Annotated in this window: 13 protein-coding genes; 3 read left to right on the top strand and 10 right to left on the bottom strand. The window is 72.0% G+C overall.

Features of this window, described 5'->3' with window-relative positions:
• Positions 1-75: 75 nt before the first annotated feature.
• A complete protein-coding gene (locus ACZ4N4_RS15685; protein ID WP_467588660.1) occupies positions 76-1,803 on the top strand; it encodes an eCIS core domain-containing protein in 1,728 nt (575 codons plus the stop codon).
• Between the two features lie 52 nt (positions 1,804-1,855).
• Here ACZ4N4_RS15685 and ACZ4N4_RS15680 read toward each other — a convergent pair whose 3' ends face one another.
• A complete protein-coding gene (locus tag ACZ4N4_RS15680; RefSeq protein WP_467588657.1) occupies positions 1,856-2,695 on the bottom strand; it encodes a DUF1206 domain-containing protein in 840 nt (279 codons plus the stop codon).
• A gap of 188 nt (positions 2,696-2,883) precedes the next feature.
• Here ACZ4N4_RS15680 and ACZ4N4_RS15675 point away from each other — a divergent pair, with 188 nt between their 5' ends.
• The gene (locus tag ACZ4N4_RS15675) at positions 2,884-3,723 is read left to right on the top strand and encodes an RNA polymerase sigma factor SigF (protein ID WP_453578021.1); all 840 of its coding nucleotides are present in this window, start codon (positions 2,884-2,886) and stop codon (positions 3,721-3,723) included.
• 21 nt (positions 3,724-3,744) lie between these two features.
• Here ACZ4N4_RS15675 and ACZ4N4_RS15670 read toward each other — a convergent pair whose 3' ends face one another.
• From ACZ4N4_RS15670 to ACZ4N4_RS15660, 3 genes are all read right to left on the bottom strand, one after another.
• Positions 3,745-4,203 carry an ATP-binding protein gene (locus ACZ4N4_RS15670; protein ID WP_453578018.1) on the bottom strand — a complete coding sequence of 153 codons (459 nt, stop codon included), beginning with the start codon at positions 4,201-4,203 and terminating at the stop codon, positions 3,745-3,747.
• 288 nt (positions 4,204-4,491) lie between these two features.
• Positions 4,492-4,647, bottom strand: a complete 156-nt coding sequence (locus ACZ4N4_RS15665) for a DUF6131 family protein (protein ID WP_404168753.1) — start codon at positions 4,645-4,647, stop codon at positions 4,492-4,494.
• A gap of 114 nt (positions 4,648-4,761) precedes the next feature.
• A complete protein-coding gene (locus tag ACZ4N4_RS15660) occupies positions 4,762-6,912 on the bottom strand; it encodes a protein kinase domain-containing protein (protein ID WP_467588654.1) in 2,151 nt (716 codons plus the stop codon).
• A 488-nt stretch (positions 6,913-7,400) separates the two neighbouring features.
• Here ACZ4N4_RS15660 and ACZ4N4_RS15655 point away from each other — a divergent pair, with 488 nt between their 5' ends.
• Positions 7,401-7,949 (top strand): DUF4232 domain-containing protein, encoded by a 549-nt coding sequence (locus tag ACZ4N4_RS15655; RefSeq protein ID WP_467588651.1) that lies wholly within the window; start codon positions 7,401-7,403, stop codon positions 7,947-7,949.
• Between the two features lie 144 nt (positions 7,950-8,093).
• Here the strand turns inward: ACZ4N4_RS15655 and ACZ4N4_RS15650 are convergent, their stop codons facing one another.
• The 6 genes from ACZ4N4_RS15650 to ACZ4N4_RS15625 all read right to left on the bottom strand — a co-directional run bounded on the left by ACZ4N4_RS15650 (position 8,094) and on the right by ACZ4N4_RS15625 (position 17,275).
• On the bottom strand, positions 8,094-8,447 hold the full coding sequence (locus ACZ4N4_RS15650; protein ID WP_453578010.1) for a ribosome maturation factor RimM: 354 nt from the start codon (positions 8,445-8,447) through the stop codon (positions 8,094-8,096).
• An 802-nt stretch (positions 8,448-9,249) separates the two neighbouring features.
• Positions 9,250-9,480, bottom strand: coding sequence for a DUF5133 domain-containing protein (locus tag ACZ4N4_RS15645; protein WP_453578007.1), 231 nt, complete (start codon positions 9,478-9,480; stop codon positions 9,250-9,252).
• A gap of 233 nt (positions 9,481-9,713) precedes the next feature.
• Positions 9,714-11,666, bottom strand: coding sequence for an outer membrane protein assembly factor BamB family protein (locus tag ACZ4N4_RS15640; RefSeq protein WP_467588648.1), 1,953 nt, complete (start codon positions 11,664-11,666; stop codon positions 9,714-9,716).
• An 11-nt stretch (positions 11,667-11,677) separates the two neighbouring features.
• On the bottom strand, positions 11,678-13,264 hold the full coding sequence (locus ACZ4N4_RS15635; RefSeq protein WP_467588646.1) for a VWA domain-containing protein: 1,587 nt from the start codon (positions 13,262-13,264) through the stop codon (positions 11,678-11,680).
• Positions 13,265-13,370: 106 nt separating this feature from the next.
• Positions 13,371-15,959, bottom strand: coding sequence for a hypothetical protein (locus ACZ4N4_RS15630; RefSeq protein WP_467588643.1), 2,589 nt, complete (start codon positions 15,957-15,959; stop codon positions 13,371-13,373).
• Between the two features lie 29 nt (positions 15,960-15,988).
• A complete protein-coding gene (locus tag ACZ4N4_RS15625; protein ID WP_467588640.1) occupies positions 15,989-17,275 on the bottom strand; it encodes a hypothetical protein in 1,287 nt (428 codons plus the stop codon).
• Between the last annotated feature and the right edge of the window lie 45 nt (positions 17,276-17,320).

The raw sequence follows: 17,320 nt of genomic DNA, 5'->3' as shown, positions 1-17,320 counted from the left end.
CCCTCGCGGACCTGTGGGCGACGGCGGGGCTCCGGTAAGGATGGACAGGCAGCAGTACGGGGCGAAGGGAACGTCATGCACGCGCGGGAAGAGCGGGACCGGTCGTCGGACGAACGGGCCGCCGCCCAGCGTGTGATCCGGCCCAGTCCGCTGGTCCAGCGGATGCTGGACCTCCAGCAGACGGCGGGCAACACCGCGGTGGCCCGCATGGTCGAGCAGGAGCGGCACCGGCACGGCCCGGGATGCGAGCACGTGGACCCGGCCGTCCAGCGCCGGGAGGCCCCGCACGGCCACCGGCACGACGGTGCCGAGGAGACCCAGCCGGGGGACCAACGCAGCCTCATCGACGCCGCGATGGCCACGCCGAGCAGCCCGCTCCCGGGCCCCTTCCTCACCAAGGCGAAGTCGTTCTACGGCAACGACGCCCTCTCCGTGGGCCGCGTCCACGACAACGCGACCGCCCAGCGCGCCACCGCGGCGCTGGGCGCGCGGGCCATGACGATCGGGAGCCACATCTTCCTCGGCTCGTCGGCCGTCGGCGACACCGAGATCCTCGCCCACGAGACCAGCCACCTCGACAAGAACCTCCGGGGAATCCGCGAGACGGGCAACGACAACGGCGCCGGTGTCACCGTGACCGACCCGGGACAGGGCTCGGAGCGCGCGGCCGTCGCCGACGGCGCCGCCTTCACGGCGGGCGCGGCCACCGCGCCGTCGGCCGTGGCGCAGCGCGCGGTCGCCCAGGACGCGGGCGCGGAGCGGACGGCCCAGCGGGTCCCGGACGCCGGGACGGCCGAGGTACGGGACGGCGGCCCGCACGGCGGCACGGCGGCGGTCCAGCGCGCGGTCTGGGAGTTCGACCAGGCCGCCAGTTTCAGCGACCCCCGCTCGGGCCAGGAGACCCGCTGGCGCGACAGGAGCAACCCGAACGACGTCCGCACCGCCACCCAGCTGGGCATCAACATCCAGGGCACCCCGCGACACGGGGACGTCTACGACGACGCGACCCACCAGGTGCACAGCAGCGCGAACGCGAGGTTCTCCAAGAAGGGCACCATCCCGGAGCGGGAGTACCCGCAGCGCGAGTCCCGGACCCGCCGGGCCCTGGTCGAGGCGAAGCAGGCCATCGCGACGGCCCTCGCCCTGCTGACGGCGGCGGGAGACACGCCGGGCGGTCAGCTGCTGACGGCACTCCAGTCGGGCTTCCCGGCGTTCCGGGCCGCGACACCCGGGCAGGTCGCCGCCTTCCTGCCGCGGATCGTCGAGGTCGTGCGGCGCATCCAGGCGGGACTGAACGCCCAGGGGGCGGAGATCGCCCTGGTGGGCGAAGGCAACGTCCCCCGCGGAGTGGCCGGCTGGGTCGGCTCCAGCTGGTACGACGTGTACAGCCGCGTGACCAACCCGGACCAGCAGAAGAGCGAGGAACTCCCGACCCTGGACACCGGCCGCAGCGGCCCCATCAACCTCACGGACGAGGGCCAGAACGCCTGGTACATCGTCCACGAGGCGACGCACCGGTTCGCCGGCACGCTGGACTACCAGTACAGCCCGCGCGCCTCGGAGTTGCAGGAGGAGGACTTCAACGCCGGGATGGCCGCCGTCGACCCCGACGCGGCGGCGGCGAGCGACGCGGCCACGCTCGCCAAGCGCGCCCTGCGGGACCCCTCCGGCTACAGCGGTGAGAACAACGACTCCAACCGCCAGCCGAACTGGTACTCCATGGGCCGCCGCGCCCTCATGAACGCCGATTCCTACGCCCAGTTCATCGTGATCGCCGCGGGGGCACCGGCCCCGCGGTTCTGACCCGCGGCACACCCGGGCCTCCCCGCCGGGCGGCTGCCGCGTCCACCGCCCGTCAGACCCTGCGCCAGCGCGCGTTGGCCCAGGAGAAGACCCCGAAGGCCATGAGGCCGACCGCTATCAGCGCCAGCAGCCAGGGGCCCGCGGGGGTGTCGGCGAACGTACGCAGGGTGTTGTCCATGCCCTTGGCCTTGCCGGGCTCGTGCTGGACGGCCGCGGCGATGGCGAAGCCGCCCGCGGTGGCGAAGACGATGCCCCGGGCCACACCGCCGAACACCCCGAGGAAGGAGACGACTTTACGCGTCTTCTCCGACATCTCCGACATCCTGAGGTGCTTCTCGAACTTGCGCCTCACGGCCCGGACGGCGATCCAGATGCCGGCAGCGGTCACCGCGGCACCCGCGACACCGACGATCCACTGACCGCCGGGCCAGTCCAACGCCCTCGCCGTGACGTCCTGGGAGTTCTTGTCGGAACTGCCGCTGCCGCTGCCCTTGTCCCCGGCGGCGTAGGAGAGCACCGAGTAGGCGACGAATCCGTAGAAGACGAAACGGCCCGCGGCCGCCGCCCTCTTGCCCGGCTTTCCGCCGTCGGGACCCGCCTGCCCGAAGGCGGCCTCGGACAGCCGCCACAGGGCCATCCCGGCCAGGGCGATGCCGAGCAGCCACAGCAGTACGGCACCGAAGGGCTTCTGGGCGATCTCGGCGATCGCGCCGCCCCGGTCTGCCTGCTGGCCCCCGCCGGAGAAGGCGATCCGCAGGGAGAGAACACCGATCAGTGCGTAGATGACCCCGCGGGCGACGAAGCCCGCACGCGCCGCCGCCGCGACCGCTTTGCTGTTCGCGGCACGTTGAGCCTGCCCGCGTCCGCCTGCCGTTGCCGATCCAGTAGCCATGCCCTACCGGATGCCCCCGAACGACGAGGCCATCCCGGACGGCTGAGAACACCCGGCGCCCGGCTGTCCCACATGGCTGCCGCCCAGGGAAAAAGTGCCAGGAATACCTGTCGGCGGCCAGGGTAGACGCGTGCTTGCCGGGCGACGACCCGGCGAGGACAAGGGCGATTCGACTGGGAGGGCGCATCATGCCGACGACGACCTTGCAGACCGCCGGGCGGACGGTGGAAGTTCCGGAGATAGCGGACCCTTCCAAGGTCGCGCCGAAGGACGCGCGGGAGTTGTCGAAGCTGTTCTTCGACCAGCTGGCGGTGGTCGAGGAGGGCACGCCCGAGTACCAGTACGCCCGCAACACGCTGATCGAGATGAACATGTCCCTGGTCCGCTTCGCGGCCGGCCGGTTCCGCAGCCGCGGGCCGGAGGAGATGGAGGACATCGTCCAGGTCGGCATGATCGGCCTGATCAAGGCGATCGACCGCTTCGACCTCTCCCGGGAGGCCGAGTTCACCTCTTTCGCGATCCCCTACATCGTCGGCGAGATCAAGCGCTTCTTCCGCGACACCTCCTGGGCCGTGCACGTCCCGCGCCGGCTCCAGGAAGCCCGTGTCCAACTCGCCCGCGCCACCGAGGAACTCCGCAGCCGCCTCGGCCGTACCCCCACGGTCAGGGAACTCTCGGACCTGATGAGCCTGCCCGAGGAGGAGGTGCGCGAGGCCCGTCTGGCCGCCAACGGCTACAACTCCTCCTCCCTGGACGCCACGATCAACGCCGGCGAGGAGGGCGAAAGCGCACTGCAGGACTTCATCGGCGCCGAGGACACCGCGCTGGAACTGGTGGAGGACTTCCAGACCCTGGCCCCGCTGATCGCCGAACTCGACGACCGTGACCGGCAGATCATCCACATGCGGTTCGTGGAGGAACTCACCCAGGCCCAGATCGGCGAACGCCTCGGTGTCTCGCAGATGCACGTCTCCCGGCTCCTGTCCCGCACCCTCGCCCGCCTGCGCGAGGGCATGCTCACCTGCTGATACCTGGGGGTGGCGGGCCCGTCATACCCAAGGGGTGGCGGGCTTGCGCAGCCGGAGGTGAGCGACGACCTGTTTGCCGGTGTCCCGTGCGACGGTGTGCAGCCGGCCGCAGAGCCGGGTGACCAGGTACAGGCCGTGTCCGCCGACACGGCCGGCGTCGGGTGCGCGCAGTTCGGGCGGGCGAGGGGAACTGTCGCTCACGGTGATACGCAACAGCGCGGCGTCGGGTGACACCTCCAACGCCAGGCCTACCGGGCCGGGTGCGTGCCGCAGCGCGTTGGTGACCAGTTCACTGACGACGAGTTGGGCGTCCTGGCTCGGCCGGTGCTGGGGGTGGTGGCCAACCCGCGCCAGCAGCACGCGTACGGCCGCTCTCGCGTCGGCGATCGATGTGTCCGTCCTGCCCCAGGCGGCGCTGTAGCGCAGCGGCGCCGCGGGTTCCCGTTCGTCCGATGCCCGGTTCTTCAGCGGGGTGACCATAGAACTCTTCCTGAGGTCGTCCTTTGCTCTTTTCGTCACAGGCTCTCGCCGTCGGCCCGGTTCGTCCGCCCAGGGTCGCCCTGTACGGGCGGCGGGTGCCGCACCCGGGGGCGGAAGGCGACGCCGGGGACGGTACGGGCCGGAAGACAGACCGGACGCCGGTGTCTTCCGGCCCGTGTCCTCCGGCCCGTGGTGTGCCCGGGCCGCGTGCGCTCCGGGCTGGTGCCCGCCGCGACGGCCCGGTCCCGGCCCAGGCGCGAGGAGCGCACCGGAGGTGCGGTGCGTATGTCACCAGTAGTGGCGGCGACCGCCCACCGCGTGGCCCACGGAACCCAGGACCCACAGGATGAGACCGATGACCAGCAGGACGATTCCTATCGTCCAGAGGATGCCGATTCCCGTGAGGAATCCGACGATGAGCAGAATGACACCGAGAGCGATCATGATTCCTCCAGTGGGTAACCTTCGCGGCTCATCGAGTACCCGTCCCCCGAGGATGTACGCGGCCGGAGATGCCTGCCGGGAGGGATGTCCGTCAGCCGGGTCCGTCCGGGCTCCTCAGCCGGGTCCGGCCGGGCTCCGGGAGAAGGCCGTGTCACCGGCCATCGCCACGATCGCGTCCTTGACGAACAGCACTCGCGGCGGATAGCCCTGCGCCTTGTCCCCGGGGTCGTCCAGCGCGGAGGTGCGCCAGATCTCCGCTCCGGTGCGGCTGTCCAGTGCCAGCAGACGGCCGAAGCGGTTGGAGAAGTAGACCCGCCGGTACGTCGGCGACACCGCGGGCGCGGACAGGCTCTCCACGTCCGTCACCTTGTGCCAGAGTTGCCTGCCGCTGTCCGCCGACACCGCGGTGACCGACCCGTCGGACCGGACGAAGTAGACGACGCCGTCCACCAGGGTGGCCGCGCCGGTCAGCGGATGTGCCAGCGGTGTCCGTCTGACCTGCCCGGTTTCCAGAACCACCCGCAGCAGTGCGTTGTACGGCCGCTCGTACCCGGCTTCGTACACGTCCTTGGCGGTCTGGGGGGCGAGGAACAGGGGCTGTCCGCCGACCGCGCCGAGCGCTTCCGCCTTCTTGGGCAGGGTGGCGGTCGAGGTCAGGCTGCCGGGTCCGAGCTTCATCAGCTCGACCGGGGCGTTGCCGGGCTCGGTGCCCTCCGAGCACAGGGCGTAGGGGACGCCTCCCAGCGCCGACGGAGTGCAGTACTCGTCCAGCGAGGGCGCCTGCCACAGTTCCCTGCCGGAAGGCCCGTAGGCCACGAACGACGAGTAGTCGGGGGACAGGGTCAGCAGCCCGCCGTCGTAGAGGACCGCGGCCTCGGACTTGTTGATGTCGCGTTGCCACCGCCGGTGCCCGGTAGTGGCGTCGAGGGCCACCACGCGCCGGGTCCTGTCGTCCGGATCCTCGTACACATAGACCAGCCCGTCGCGGACTCCGATCGGCTGCGCCCCCTGAGGGCGGGTACCGGTCCGCCACAGGGTGCGGCCGGAGGCCGCGTCGATCCTGGCGGCCGTGAAACCCGTACCGCCGCAGAACAGGGCGCTTCCCGCCGCCACGCATCCGGGGCTGTCGTAGTCGAGAGGAACACCCTTCACGTCGTACCGCAGTTCCTTCTGCCACGGCCGCCAGCCGGCGGGCAGTGACGCGGGACGGGCGGTGGCGTCCGTGGCGGAGGTCCGGGAGGCGGCGGTGTCCGGATCGGAGACGAAGGCGCCCACCCCGACGGCCAGCCCCGCGACGGCCAGCGCCGCGCCGAGGCCGGTGAGCAGTATCCGGGCCCGGCGTCGCTTCCCGGTGCCGGTGCCGGCCGCGGCGCCCGTGGAGGCGGTGGCCGCGCTGCGAGGAGCGGTGCGGACGCGTGGTTCCGCGGCCCGGCCCCCCGGGGACTCGGCGGCGTCGGATTCCGGCAGCGCCTGGAGCATGCGGTGGATGTCCGTCAGTTCCGGCCGTGCGGCCGGGTCCTTGTCCAGGCAGCGCTCGACGAGGCCCAGGAACGCTTCCGGCACGCCGGCGAGGTCAGGGGTCCCGTGCACCACCTGATAGCCGGTTATGTACGGGCTGTCGGCGTCGAACGGTCCCGTGCCGACGGCCGCGAACACCAGCAGCGACCCCAGCGAGAACACGTCCGAGGCCGGGGTGACGTCCCGGGGCGAGGCCAGTTGTTCCGGGGACATGAAGGGCGGGGTGCCGATCATCCGCCCGGTCGTGGTGAGGTTCTGGTTGTCGGAAGCGCGCGATATGCCGAAGTCGATGACGCGTGGCCCGTCCTCGGTCATCAGGACGTTGCGCGGTTTGAGGTCCCGGTGCACCAGGCCCGCCCGGTGGATGTCGCGCAGCGCCTCGGTGAGCCCCAGCCCCAGCGCGCGCAGTTCCGGCCGGCTCAACGGGCCGTCCTTCTCCACGACTTCGGCGAGGTTGAACCCCGGCACGTAGAGCGTCGCCATCCACGGCCGGTCGGCGTCCGGGTCGGCGTCCACGACCGGCGCGGTGAAGGCGCCGCTCACTCTGCGCGCCGCCGCGATCTCCTGCCGGAAGCGCGTGCGGAACTCCTCTTCCTGGGCGTACGGACCGTGTACGAGCTTGACCGCGACCTGCCGTCCCGAGGCGGAGACTCCCAGATAGACGACTCCCATGCCGCCCGTCCCGAGCCGTCCGAGGAGGGTGTAGCCGCCTATGGACTCCGGGTCCCCGGTGCTCAGGGGCGTCATCGCCGATCATCCTTCCCAGCGCCTGCCTGCCTCACGGGGATCACATTAGGGCCTGCCGTCCCGGAAACGGAGCCGCGCCCAAGCCGGAGCCGATGGCGGAGCCAACACCGAAGCCAACACCGGAGCCGGCGCCGAACCCGACGTGGAAGCCGACGTCAAAGCCAGCCGTCTCGTCAGCCGGCCGCACGGTCCGCCATTCCATTCGGCATTCCAGGGAGACCGCGTTTCTGCAGCTCAGCGCCGGTATGGGCATTCCAGCGTCCCGAAACCCCCGAGGGGAATGGCGGTCGGGACGCCGCAGGGCACAGGCTTCGGTCATCGAGAACGGCGCCCACCGGACGGGGCTCGTCCTCGCTCAACCCCGCGTTCACGGCCCGCACTTCCGGCGCGCCCACGCACACCACACGCAGCACACCAAGACAGGTCCGTCCGGCACAGTCCACAACCGGAAGTTCGCATTCCGTATATTCCGAGAAAGCAGCTCACTCATGCGTATCGCCACTCGTCTCGTCTCCCGCGCGGCCGCCTCCTCCATGGTCGTCGCCGCCGCCCTCGCCCTCGTCGGCTTCCAGGCCACCGAACAGGCCGCCTCCGCCGCCACCAAGAAGGCCACGTCGGTCGTCACCTGCACCACGGCGAACACCAAGCTGACCGTCACCGAGGTGTCCCGCCCGATCAACCACCTGCTGCTCAAGGCCACCAACACCGGTACCAAGCCCTGCTACGCCTACATCGCCCCCTACCTGAGGGCCGGCGCCGACGCCCAGGCCCCGCTGCCGTGGGCCGAGGAGACCACGCCGCAGGCCGTGGTGACGCTCGACCCCGGCCAGTCCGCGTACGCGGGCATCACGACGTCCTCCCCCGAAGGCGAAGGCGGAGCCAAGGAGAAGACTTTGGGCGTGTTCTTCGCCGACCGGAAGGGCAACGCGATCAACAAGGAGAAGACCCTGAAGCTGCCGAAGGCCGGTGTCTTCTTCAACAGCGCCGCCACCGTCACCTACTGGCAGGACAACGCGAGGGACGCCCTCGCCTGGTAGCAGCCCCGGCGCCCACAGCCGGTCCGCCTCGCCGACGACGACGACGGCGACGGCGACGGCGACAACACGGCGGCCGCACGCAAATGCGGGGGCCGACCGCGGTGTTCCGCGGTCGGCCCCCGCCGAGCGGGTTCGGGCGAGGGGTCAGATGCGGCGCTGGTCCGTGTAGTAGCTGCCCACCTGCTCGTGGTAGCCCGCGTCGCCCACGTGCTTGTCCTTGTCGAACTCCGGCGAGTTCTTGATCTCGTCCTTGGTGAGGTCGACGAAGATCTTCCGTTCGGCCTGGTCGACGGTGCGCACGGTGCCGGCCGGCAGCAGAACGTGCTTGCCGAAGATCCAGACGCCGGTGTCGACCACCAGATACGAGGAGTTGACGTCGTCCGAGTGCTTGTCGACCTTGCCGATGGCGCCGTCCGTGGCTTCGACCTTGTACCCGATCAGGTCGATTCCGGTGGTGTAGCCGGAAGTCGGCTGGTAGCCCCAGATGTTGTCACTCATAAAACTACTCCCTCATAGAGACTTCACGACAGACATTTCACGACAGAGATTTCACGCTGAACAGCCGAAAGCACGCAGCAGATCAGCGGCTCTGCGATATTCGGATACGCTCTGTCAAAACAGTGGGTGCCCATGATCCGAAACCCCACACATCAACACGGCAGAAAATCCTGAAAACCTCTTCGGCCCTCGAGGCGTGCTGCCGGCATCGCGGTGACCACCTCCCACCCGGCGGCGTAGGGCGGCACTGACGGGCCAGCGGGACAGAGCGAGCCACCGTCCCGTCGATCAACGGAATTTACGTACCGGGGCTGTCATCTCGTGCGTTTTCCAGAAGAGCGCCCTGGGTCGGATATCTCGCGGACGGGAGAGCGTCGACGCGTGTTCCCTCTGGGTTCGGTGTTGCGGTGGCGGACACGGATGTGGCTGTGACGACACGCGGCCCGCGTTCTTCCGCCGGCCCCGGGCCCTTCCGTCGAACATGCCGAAGAAGTCTGAAGGCTGAAAAGCGTTGACGGGGGCACCCGGTTTCTGCGGCACCGATGAGTGCCGCCCCCCTGAAGAAGGAGAAACTCGTGTACATAGGTCTGGGTACCATCGTCGTGATCATTGTCATCGTCGTTGTCGTCATGATGCTGCGCCGCTGACCCCGCGCCTCGTGGCGCCCGGCCATCCATGATCAGGGCCCGCCCCGAATGGCCTTTCCCAGGCCTGATGACCTACGTGACGATGCACTTCACCGCGGCCTCCGGTCACCCCTGGTCGGTGACCAGGGGTGACCGGAGGCCGCGAAGGCGTGAGGTCAGCCGACGCCGAGTACGGAGTCGTCCTGGGGGCGGGCGCCGGGAAGCTGGTGGCGGGCGGCGACGAGGGCGAAGTCGACGTCCCGGGTGCCGGTCGCGACGCACAGTGTGTAGGCGATGTCGTCCATCCGCCGCTGGGTGGCGCGGCTGCCGTTCTCGGCGTGCAGCACGCGCAGCGTCTCGTACTGCGCGACCAGGTCCTTCAACACCGCGGGGTGAGCCATCAGCACCAGGGGTCTCCCTTCACTTGAGCCTGCGACACGCGATGCGATTACCCCCGGCCCGCCCGCCCATGCGACGGGCCGTGCGACGGCCCGCACGCGACAGATCGGTTGCGTCCCCGGCCTGTACGGGAGCCCCGTACGGCCCGTGGGTTCGTCGAGGAGCCGGCCCGGTCGACTCGGTGAAGCGGTCGCGGAGTTCGTCCGTCGTCACTGCGGCGGCCGCGGAGCTCCCCCCTCGGTCACAGCGGTACGCCGTGCACCTCGCCACTCGCGGTCGCCGCGTACACGGCCTCCTGCGAGGGGGCACCGACCACGGCGAGCACCTGGCCGCGCACGTCGAAACTCTGCAGTGAGGTGCCCTCGAGCCCGTCGACGACATGCAGGCGCCCCTGCCACCCGCCCCACACCACGACGGTTCCGGTGGCACACAGCGCGAAGACCTCGTCCCCTCCCGGGCCGGCGCTCCGCCACCTCTCCGCTCCCGTGGCGAGATCACGGGCGTGCACCACTCCGGCCGTGTCGCCGACGACCACCGCGTCGCCCACCCGCACCGGCGCGGCGACGACCGGCGCCCCCAGCGGTACCCGCCAGCGCAGCGCGCCGTCGGCGGCCGCAACGCAGTACAACGCGCCCCGCGTGTCGGCGAGGTACACCGCGTCCCTCTCCGGCAGCGGCATCGCCCGCACCGGCGCCTGCAGAGCGACCGGCGCCGCCCAGGCGACCCTGCCGTCCTCGTCGTCGAGGGCGTGCAACCGCCGTCCGTGGTCGACGAGCGCGTACACCCGCTGCCGGCCGGCGGCCAGCGCGGTGGCGCCCGGCAACGGCTCGCCCTGCCACCACACGAGACGGGTGTCGGCGTCGAAGTGGTGCACCCTTCCCCCGGCGTCGCCGAGCAGGACATTGCGTCCGTGCAGCAGCGCCGGAGCCGGGCCCCGGCCCTCCGGTTCGGGCACCGACCAGCGGCGCGTCCGGGACACGGTGTCCCAGGCCTCCAGCCGTCCGGCGGCGTCCTGGACGAGGATCGCCCGCTCTCCCGCGTACAGCCGCAACGGCGGCCGGAATCCGACATCGGTGCGTTCCACCGCGCCCGTCCCCGGGTGCAGCCAGTGCAGCCGGCCCGCTCCGTCGGCGGTGGCCACGGTGTCGTCCCCGACGGCCGCGAGGGCGTGCGCCCACTCCCCCACCCGTCTGCTCCAGCTGCGGCGGCCCGGCCGGAACGGCACGGTGAGGTCGGCCTCGTTGTCGGCGCCCCGCAGGAACTCCGTGAGCAGGGCGCGGTGTGTGTCCAGGGCCCGCCGGACACCGGCCGGCAGCGTGAGAGCGCCGGGCTCGCCGAGCGCCGAGCGCAGTTCGCCGAGCGCGGGCCGGTCGCCGGCGCGTTCGGCGAGACAGGCGGCGACCGTCCGCGCGGCCTGGTCCCGCGGAAGCCCGGACAGATCCGCCGCCCGTCCGGCGGCGGTCCGCGGTCCCGGGTAGGGCGCGTGCCCGGTCAGCACGTACAGCAGGATCGCCGCGATCCCGAAGACGTCGGTGGCCGCGTCCGTCTCGGCCAGGCCCTCCAGCTGCTCCGGCGCGCAGTAGTGGGGATTGCCGAAGGCCTGGTCGAGGGGCCGGGTCAGCTGCTGGCCGCGGATCCGGGTCAGACCGAAGTCGATGATCCACGGCCCGTCCGCCGTCAGCAGGACGTTCCCCGGGTGCAGGTCTCGATGCCACACGCCCTGGTCGTGCGCCGCGAGCAGGGTGTCGACCAGGTCGGCTCCCACCGCGTAACCGGTCTCGGCCGGCAGCGCTCCGCCGTGCACCGCCATCACCCGGTACAGGGCGGGCCCGGGGATGAACCGGGTGGCGATGGCGGGCGGCCTGCCCGCGTCGAACTCGAAGGACAGCAGTTCGGGGATGCGGGCGCCGGCCCCCCGCAGGAGCGCCTTGCTCTCCTGACGGAAGCGCTGCACGTGCAGGGTGTTGCCGGAGTACTCCTGTTTGAGCAGTTTCACGGCCGCCAGCGTGTACGGGTCGCCGCCCGGGTCCACGGCGTGGTCGACCGCCCGTCTGCCCAGGTAGATGTGGCCGAAGCCGCCGGTGGCCAGCCGGCCCAGCAGCCGGAACCCCGCGGCCTCGGCGGGGTCGGACCGCTCCAGGGCGACGATCGGGGCGGGACCCGGGTGCGGGACCGCGGGCGCGGAGGGGTTCACCTGTGCTCCCGTCACCGGTCGGACGTGTGGGAGAAGCCGATCCCGCACAGGACGGTGGACTTGCCGAGTTCGCACTCCCCGCTGTCGACCAGGCGGGGGGCGTTGGCGCGTACGGGTTCCCGCACGCACTCCACGGCCAGCACCGTGCGCCCGGCCGGGCCCCGTCCGCGGACCCTGACCCGGGCGCGTACCTGTGCGACCTCGACGTCCTTCGCGAACAGCCGCCCGTCCAGGGGATGGTGGACCCGGTCGCCCGAGCGCAGGTCCGTGATGACGAGCGTCCCGGACAGCGGGTGGTTGCGCCGTCGGTACGCCGTCCACCCCGCCAGCACCCCGCCGAGCACCAGCACGACCAGCACCGGGTACAGCCACACGGGCGGTTCGCCGGGCACCTGGCCGTGCAGCCGCACCCGTGCCGTGGCGGGATCGGCGAGCCGGAAACCGGGGTAGCCCAGTGCCCCGTGGACCGTGGGCGTCCACGACGACGTCACCTCGGCGGAGACGGCCAGTCCCGTCTCGAAGGGCTTGGTGGAAGGGGCGAGGGCGGACCGCGGGTCCTGACGCCAGAGCAGGGTCAGGCGGTAGGTACGCCGCGCACCCGGTGCGAGGGTGACGGCCTCGTCCGGAAGTCCGACGGACGTCACGGACGGGCCGCCCCCGTCGGTTCGGGTGCGCAGCCGGACCCGGAGCGGCACGTGGTGGGCGGTGGAGGTGACGGTGAGCCGTACCGTCTGCCGCCGTGCGCCTTCGCGGTCGCCGGTGCCGAGGTCGAGCGCGTCGGAGCCGGTGCCGGAGGTGCCGTCGGTCAGGGACAGCCGCACCCCCGCGCCGGCGTCGTCGCGCAGGGTGCGGACCGCCTTGTCGGTCCGCACCCGGTCCTTGGCGCTGTTCAGCTGTGTTCCCAGGGCGGCCGCGCCGACAGGGAGGATGCGCGGCGTCGCGACGACCGCGCCCAGGATGTCGGAGACGTGCGTGTCGTCGGCGAGCGGCAGTCCGTAGCCGACCACCGTGCGGTCCTGGCCCAGCGCGCGGTAGCGCTCGCCGAGCTTGCGCCAGCTCGGCGAGCCCAGCTTGGCGTATGCGCTGTCAGGGGCGTTGATCGCGCCGTCGGTGAGCAGCAGCACCGCCGCCACCGGCGTACGGCTGTCGCGCAGTTGGTCGGCGGCGGTCTCCAGGGCGCTGCCGGGGTCGCTCGCGGTCTCCGTGGCCCGCGCGGGCAGGTCGTCGACCGCGTCCCGCGCGCCGGCCGCCGGGCCCAGCGGGTGGACGACGCCGACGGAGCGCCCGAAGGAAACCAGCGCCACCTGGTCCGAGGGCCCGAGTCCCGCGAGGAACGACCGCAGCCGTTTCCGCACGGTGTCGTACTGGGTGGCGCCGTCGGGGCCGCGGTCCTCCATCGAGGAGGAGGTGTCGACGAGGACGACGTACGAGGCGGGCACGTCGTCGACGTGCAGGGAGCGGCAGATGTCGTCGGGGGACGGCGCCGCGGGCAGGTCGTCGGCCCGGGGCGCCGAGGCGCCGAGGAGCATCGCGGCGGTGAGGAACAGGGCCGTGGCACTCGCGCGTACGCGCAGCGCGGACGGAGCGGATGTGATCATGACGTGCCAACTCTTCCTGGGCATGGCCCGGTCGAGACTCGCGGGTGGTGAACACCCCCGGCGCGGTGGGTGGTTCGCGTACGGACGGGGTCGGTGGTCGGGTCGATCAGCGGCGGGTCAGGTGCAGCGTTCTGAGCACCTGCCGACGATGCCGGGCCTCCTCGCGCAGTTGCTCGTTGCGTCGGATGGCGTCCGTGGCCCGCTCCTCCTGGTCCAGCAGGTGGGCCTCGGCTGCCTCGAAGTACGCGCTCCACAGCCGCTCGCCGAGCCGCTCCCACAACTCCTGCTCCAGCAGCGCCCGTTGCTCCGGTCCGGCCGGGTCGCCCTGTTCCCGGTAGGCCTCCCGGTAGGCGTCCAGCAGCTCCAGCACCGCCGTCCCGGGGCGCGCCCGGCGGTCCGCCCAGGCGGCCAGCGGGCCGCAGAGCTGGGCTCGGGTCGCACCGGCGCGCTGCGCCGAGCGCAGCCTCCTGCCGAACTCCTCGGCGCTCAAGGCCCCGTCCCGGGCCACTTCGCCCAGTGCGTACAGGCGCAGTGTGCCGCTGATCTGCGGTACGGACTGCGCCAGCCGCTCCAGCCACGCGGTCTCCTCGCCCTGCGCACGCCAGCCGGGCGCCGCCATCAGGTCGGAGACGGACTCGGCGGTGATGCGGCGCAGTGCGGGGTCCGTCGGCTCCTGCACCAGACGTTCGGTCACGGCCCGGGCCGCCGCTTCCGGGCGCCGTCCGGTGGCGGGGTCGAAGCGCAGCAGACAGCGCAGCAGGGTCTTCGCGGCGGTCTTGCGCCGATGCTGGGACAGCTCGTCCAGGTGGCGTTTCAGCGTGTCGGCATAGGGGTTCAACTCCTGCCTGGACAGCGCCTCGGCGTCGCGCGGCAGCGCGCTCGGGGCCTCACCGGCCAGCGCGCACAGCAGGTCCCAGCGGGCTCGCGAGGCCAGGCCGAGGGCGGCGCGGGGTCCGGCGGCCAGGGTGGCCCGCAGCCCCTCCTGTTCGGTGCGCGCACCGCGCAGGCGCAGGACGCGGGCCGGCCCGCCCGACCCCAGGGCGTCGCTCAGATCCTCGAAGAAGGACGAGGTCAGCAGGGTGTCGCCGCGTCCGCAGGCGACGGCCAGGCTCAGCAGCCGCGCGGCCTCGTCGGGATGCTTGGCGGGCCGCCACCCGGATCGCGGCTGCCAGACGATCGCCTCCGGCCGCAACAGGTCGTACAGCAGCGCCAGTTCCTCACGGGCCCCGCTGTCGAGCCACTCCAGCCAGCGGCGGACCGAACCGGCGGGCTCCGGGGTGCCGGCCGCGCCGTCCAGCAGGATCCAGGTCAGCTCGGGCCGGGCGGCCACCGCGCCGCGCGCGATGGGCATGGTGCCGGGAGTGAACGGCTCCAGCGACGGGAGCAGGTTCAGGGTGGCCGTGATGTCGATGTCCTCGTCGGGTCCGTCGACGGGGGCCACGAGGTAGCCGAGGGCGTGGTCGACGACGTCGAGGTTGGTGCCCTCCACGCGGGTGGCCCGCAGCAGGCTGTTGACCTTCTCCTGCGCGGCCGCGAAGCGTCCGGCGCGCAGGTCCTCGCGCAGCCGCAGCTGGAGCGAGGCCGCCACCTGGGGATCGTCCAGGTACGGAGGCAGCAGCGACAGGTCGGTGGAGGTCCCGGAGAGCTTTGCCCGGGCCATCATGCTGGCGGTCCTGCGGTTGGTCCGCGGATCGCGCAGGAAGCCGTCGACCACGTCGTCGGCCACCGGCCCGCCGCGCAACACCTCCGCCTCGACCTGGAGTTCGTGGTCCATGGCGCACAGCGACCGATGCGCCTGCTGTGCCGTGGGCAGGCCGGCGTGAGCGCTGTCGGGCAGGGCCGTGCAGCGGGCCAGATGGTCCAGGACCGTGTGGCCGCCCCGGGACTCCCAGGCGTGGATCAGCAGGTCGTGGTAGTGGCGCGCCACGGAGGACAGCCGCTCGACGCCCACCGCGCCGCCCCAGGGCACACAGGCCCGCCCGGGGGCGGGGCGCCCCCAGGACAGGCCGATGCGGTGGTTGGCGCCGGAGGAGGTGGCGGTGGCGGCCGACAGATACGCGCGCAGGCCGTACGGCAGCATGGCGGCGATGTTGTCCAGCAGTCGCAGCCGTTCCAGCGGGTCGTCCTCCGGTGCGCCGGTCACCACCACCGGCCCGTCCAGCAGCAGGGCGGCGACCGCCGCGTGCCAGTGCAGCAGGGAGTCGCTGGCCGAGACGAACTCCTCGTCGAAGCCGTTCATCAGGTGTTCGTCGGTGGACAGCGGCAGGCTTACCGGGCGGTGGAGCGCACCGGACTCGCCACCCGCGGCGATCCTGGAGAGCCCGGTCCGGCCGGCCAGGGCGGCGCGGGCCAGGGAGCTCCAGCCGAGACCGCGGTCGGCCGCCTCCTCGTAGGAGACCCAGAAGTGGGTGACGTGGTTGATCGGTCGGCTGTGGACGTCGGCCGTCTCGGTCCGGTCGAGGACGAAGACCCCGAGGGACATCCGGTTGTCCGGGTTCGTGCCCGGGCCGACCGTGACCCACGGCAGCCGGTCGGCGGGCGAGGGCGTGCCCGGGGACCAGTGCTGGATCGCCTTGGTGTAGTAACTGCTCCACTGCGGTGGCCAGGCCGCCATCACATGGAAACCCTGCGGGCTGTGGGGGCGCTTGCCCCAGACCGCCCAGCCCGCGCTCAGCCCGGCGCCGTCGGACGACATGGGCGCACCTCCCTCTCTCGCTCGGGACGTCATCGCTGCCGGGACAGGCCGCGCAGGAACAGGAAGGGCTCCATGACGTTGACCGGCCGGGGCGGGGCCACGAACCGGACCTTGTCGTCGACGGCGTTGACCAGCGAGGGGTTGTCGAAGTCGAAGCCCCGGTCCGGATCGACCCAGAAGCCGACCGCGCTGCACACGAAGTAGCCGACGCGCTCGGGCACGAAGTAGCGGCCGATCTGGTTCCTGATCTCGCCGAGACTGCCGTGCGGGAAGCGGTCGCACAGGTCGTCGAAGAGCCGTTTGGCGTCTACGGCCTCGGGCTGGCCGGTGCGCGGGTTGAGCCGTACGTTGCCGTGCTCGCAGGCGAACCGGAACACGTCGTCGTCGTCGAACTTGGCCAGGCAGACGGCGATGCTGTGCGGCAGCCGGTGCCCGTCGCGGTGCCCGCGGATGGCGATCTCGGTCGCCACCCCGTCCAGGACCTCGGTGAAGAAGTCGGCGCTCTGCCGCTCGTCCTCGTCCACGGGCCCGTTCTCGCCGTTGACCCGCCACTCGCGGGCCGCGTCGAGGACGTACACCATGGCCCGCGAGTCGGCCAGGTCGGTGACCAGCCGCGGGCCCATCAGGGCACCCATCTCCGAGCGCAGGTCGAAGGCCTCCCCGGGCATGTCCCGCAAGGAGACCTGGAATTCGAGCACGTCCGCCGCGGGCTGCCCACCGCGGCGCCACCGCCGCCTGCCACCGGGCCTGCTGGAGTAGGGAGTTCCGCCGACGTCCCCGACCAGCGTCAGCCGGACGGGCAGTTGCTCGTCCTGGGTGGCGCTGGGAAAGACGCGTTCGCGGTAGAAGGTGTGGGCGAGATCGCTGAGGTACTGCTTGGAGGCGTGGTCCTCGGGAAACACGTTCCACGAGCCGTACTCGGGATCCATCAGCGCTCGGGTGAGCGCGGCCAGCAGGGTCGACTTGCCGCTGCCCATGCCGCCCCACAGCGTGATGGTGGACGCGACCGTGTCGGTCCCGTCGGCGGTCGGGGCCGGGGCGACGGACTCCTCGGTGCTCTCGGCCCACTTCGCCGGCGGCTCCTTGCCCGGCCCCGGCCGGGTGCGGGGCAGCGGTGGTGTCCGTGGTTCCACGTCCTCCGCCCCCCGGGCGTCCTCCTGTACGGGGAACGTCATGGGCGGGCTGGGCGAGGGCGTGGGGCCGGGCAGCGCGAGGTGCTGTTCGAAGGCGGCATAGGGGTTCTTGCGGCCGCTTTCGGCGCGGCTGCGCCCCGCCTGCTGCGGTTCGGATTCGGTGGTGTCGTCTCGGTCGTTCATGTTCCCCCTGGGTCGGCGGCCTCCGCACGGCGCGGAAGCCGGTGT

It is taken from the genome of Streptomyces sp. NPDC026538 (genome assembly GCF_055567535.1).
Note: the sequence above shows the minus strand (reverse complement) of the source record. Positions and strands in the feature narration are given on the sequence as shown.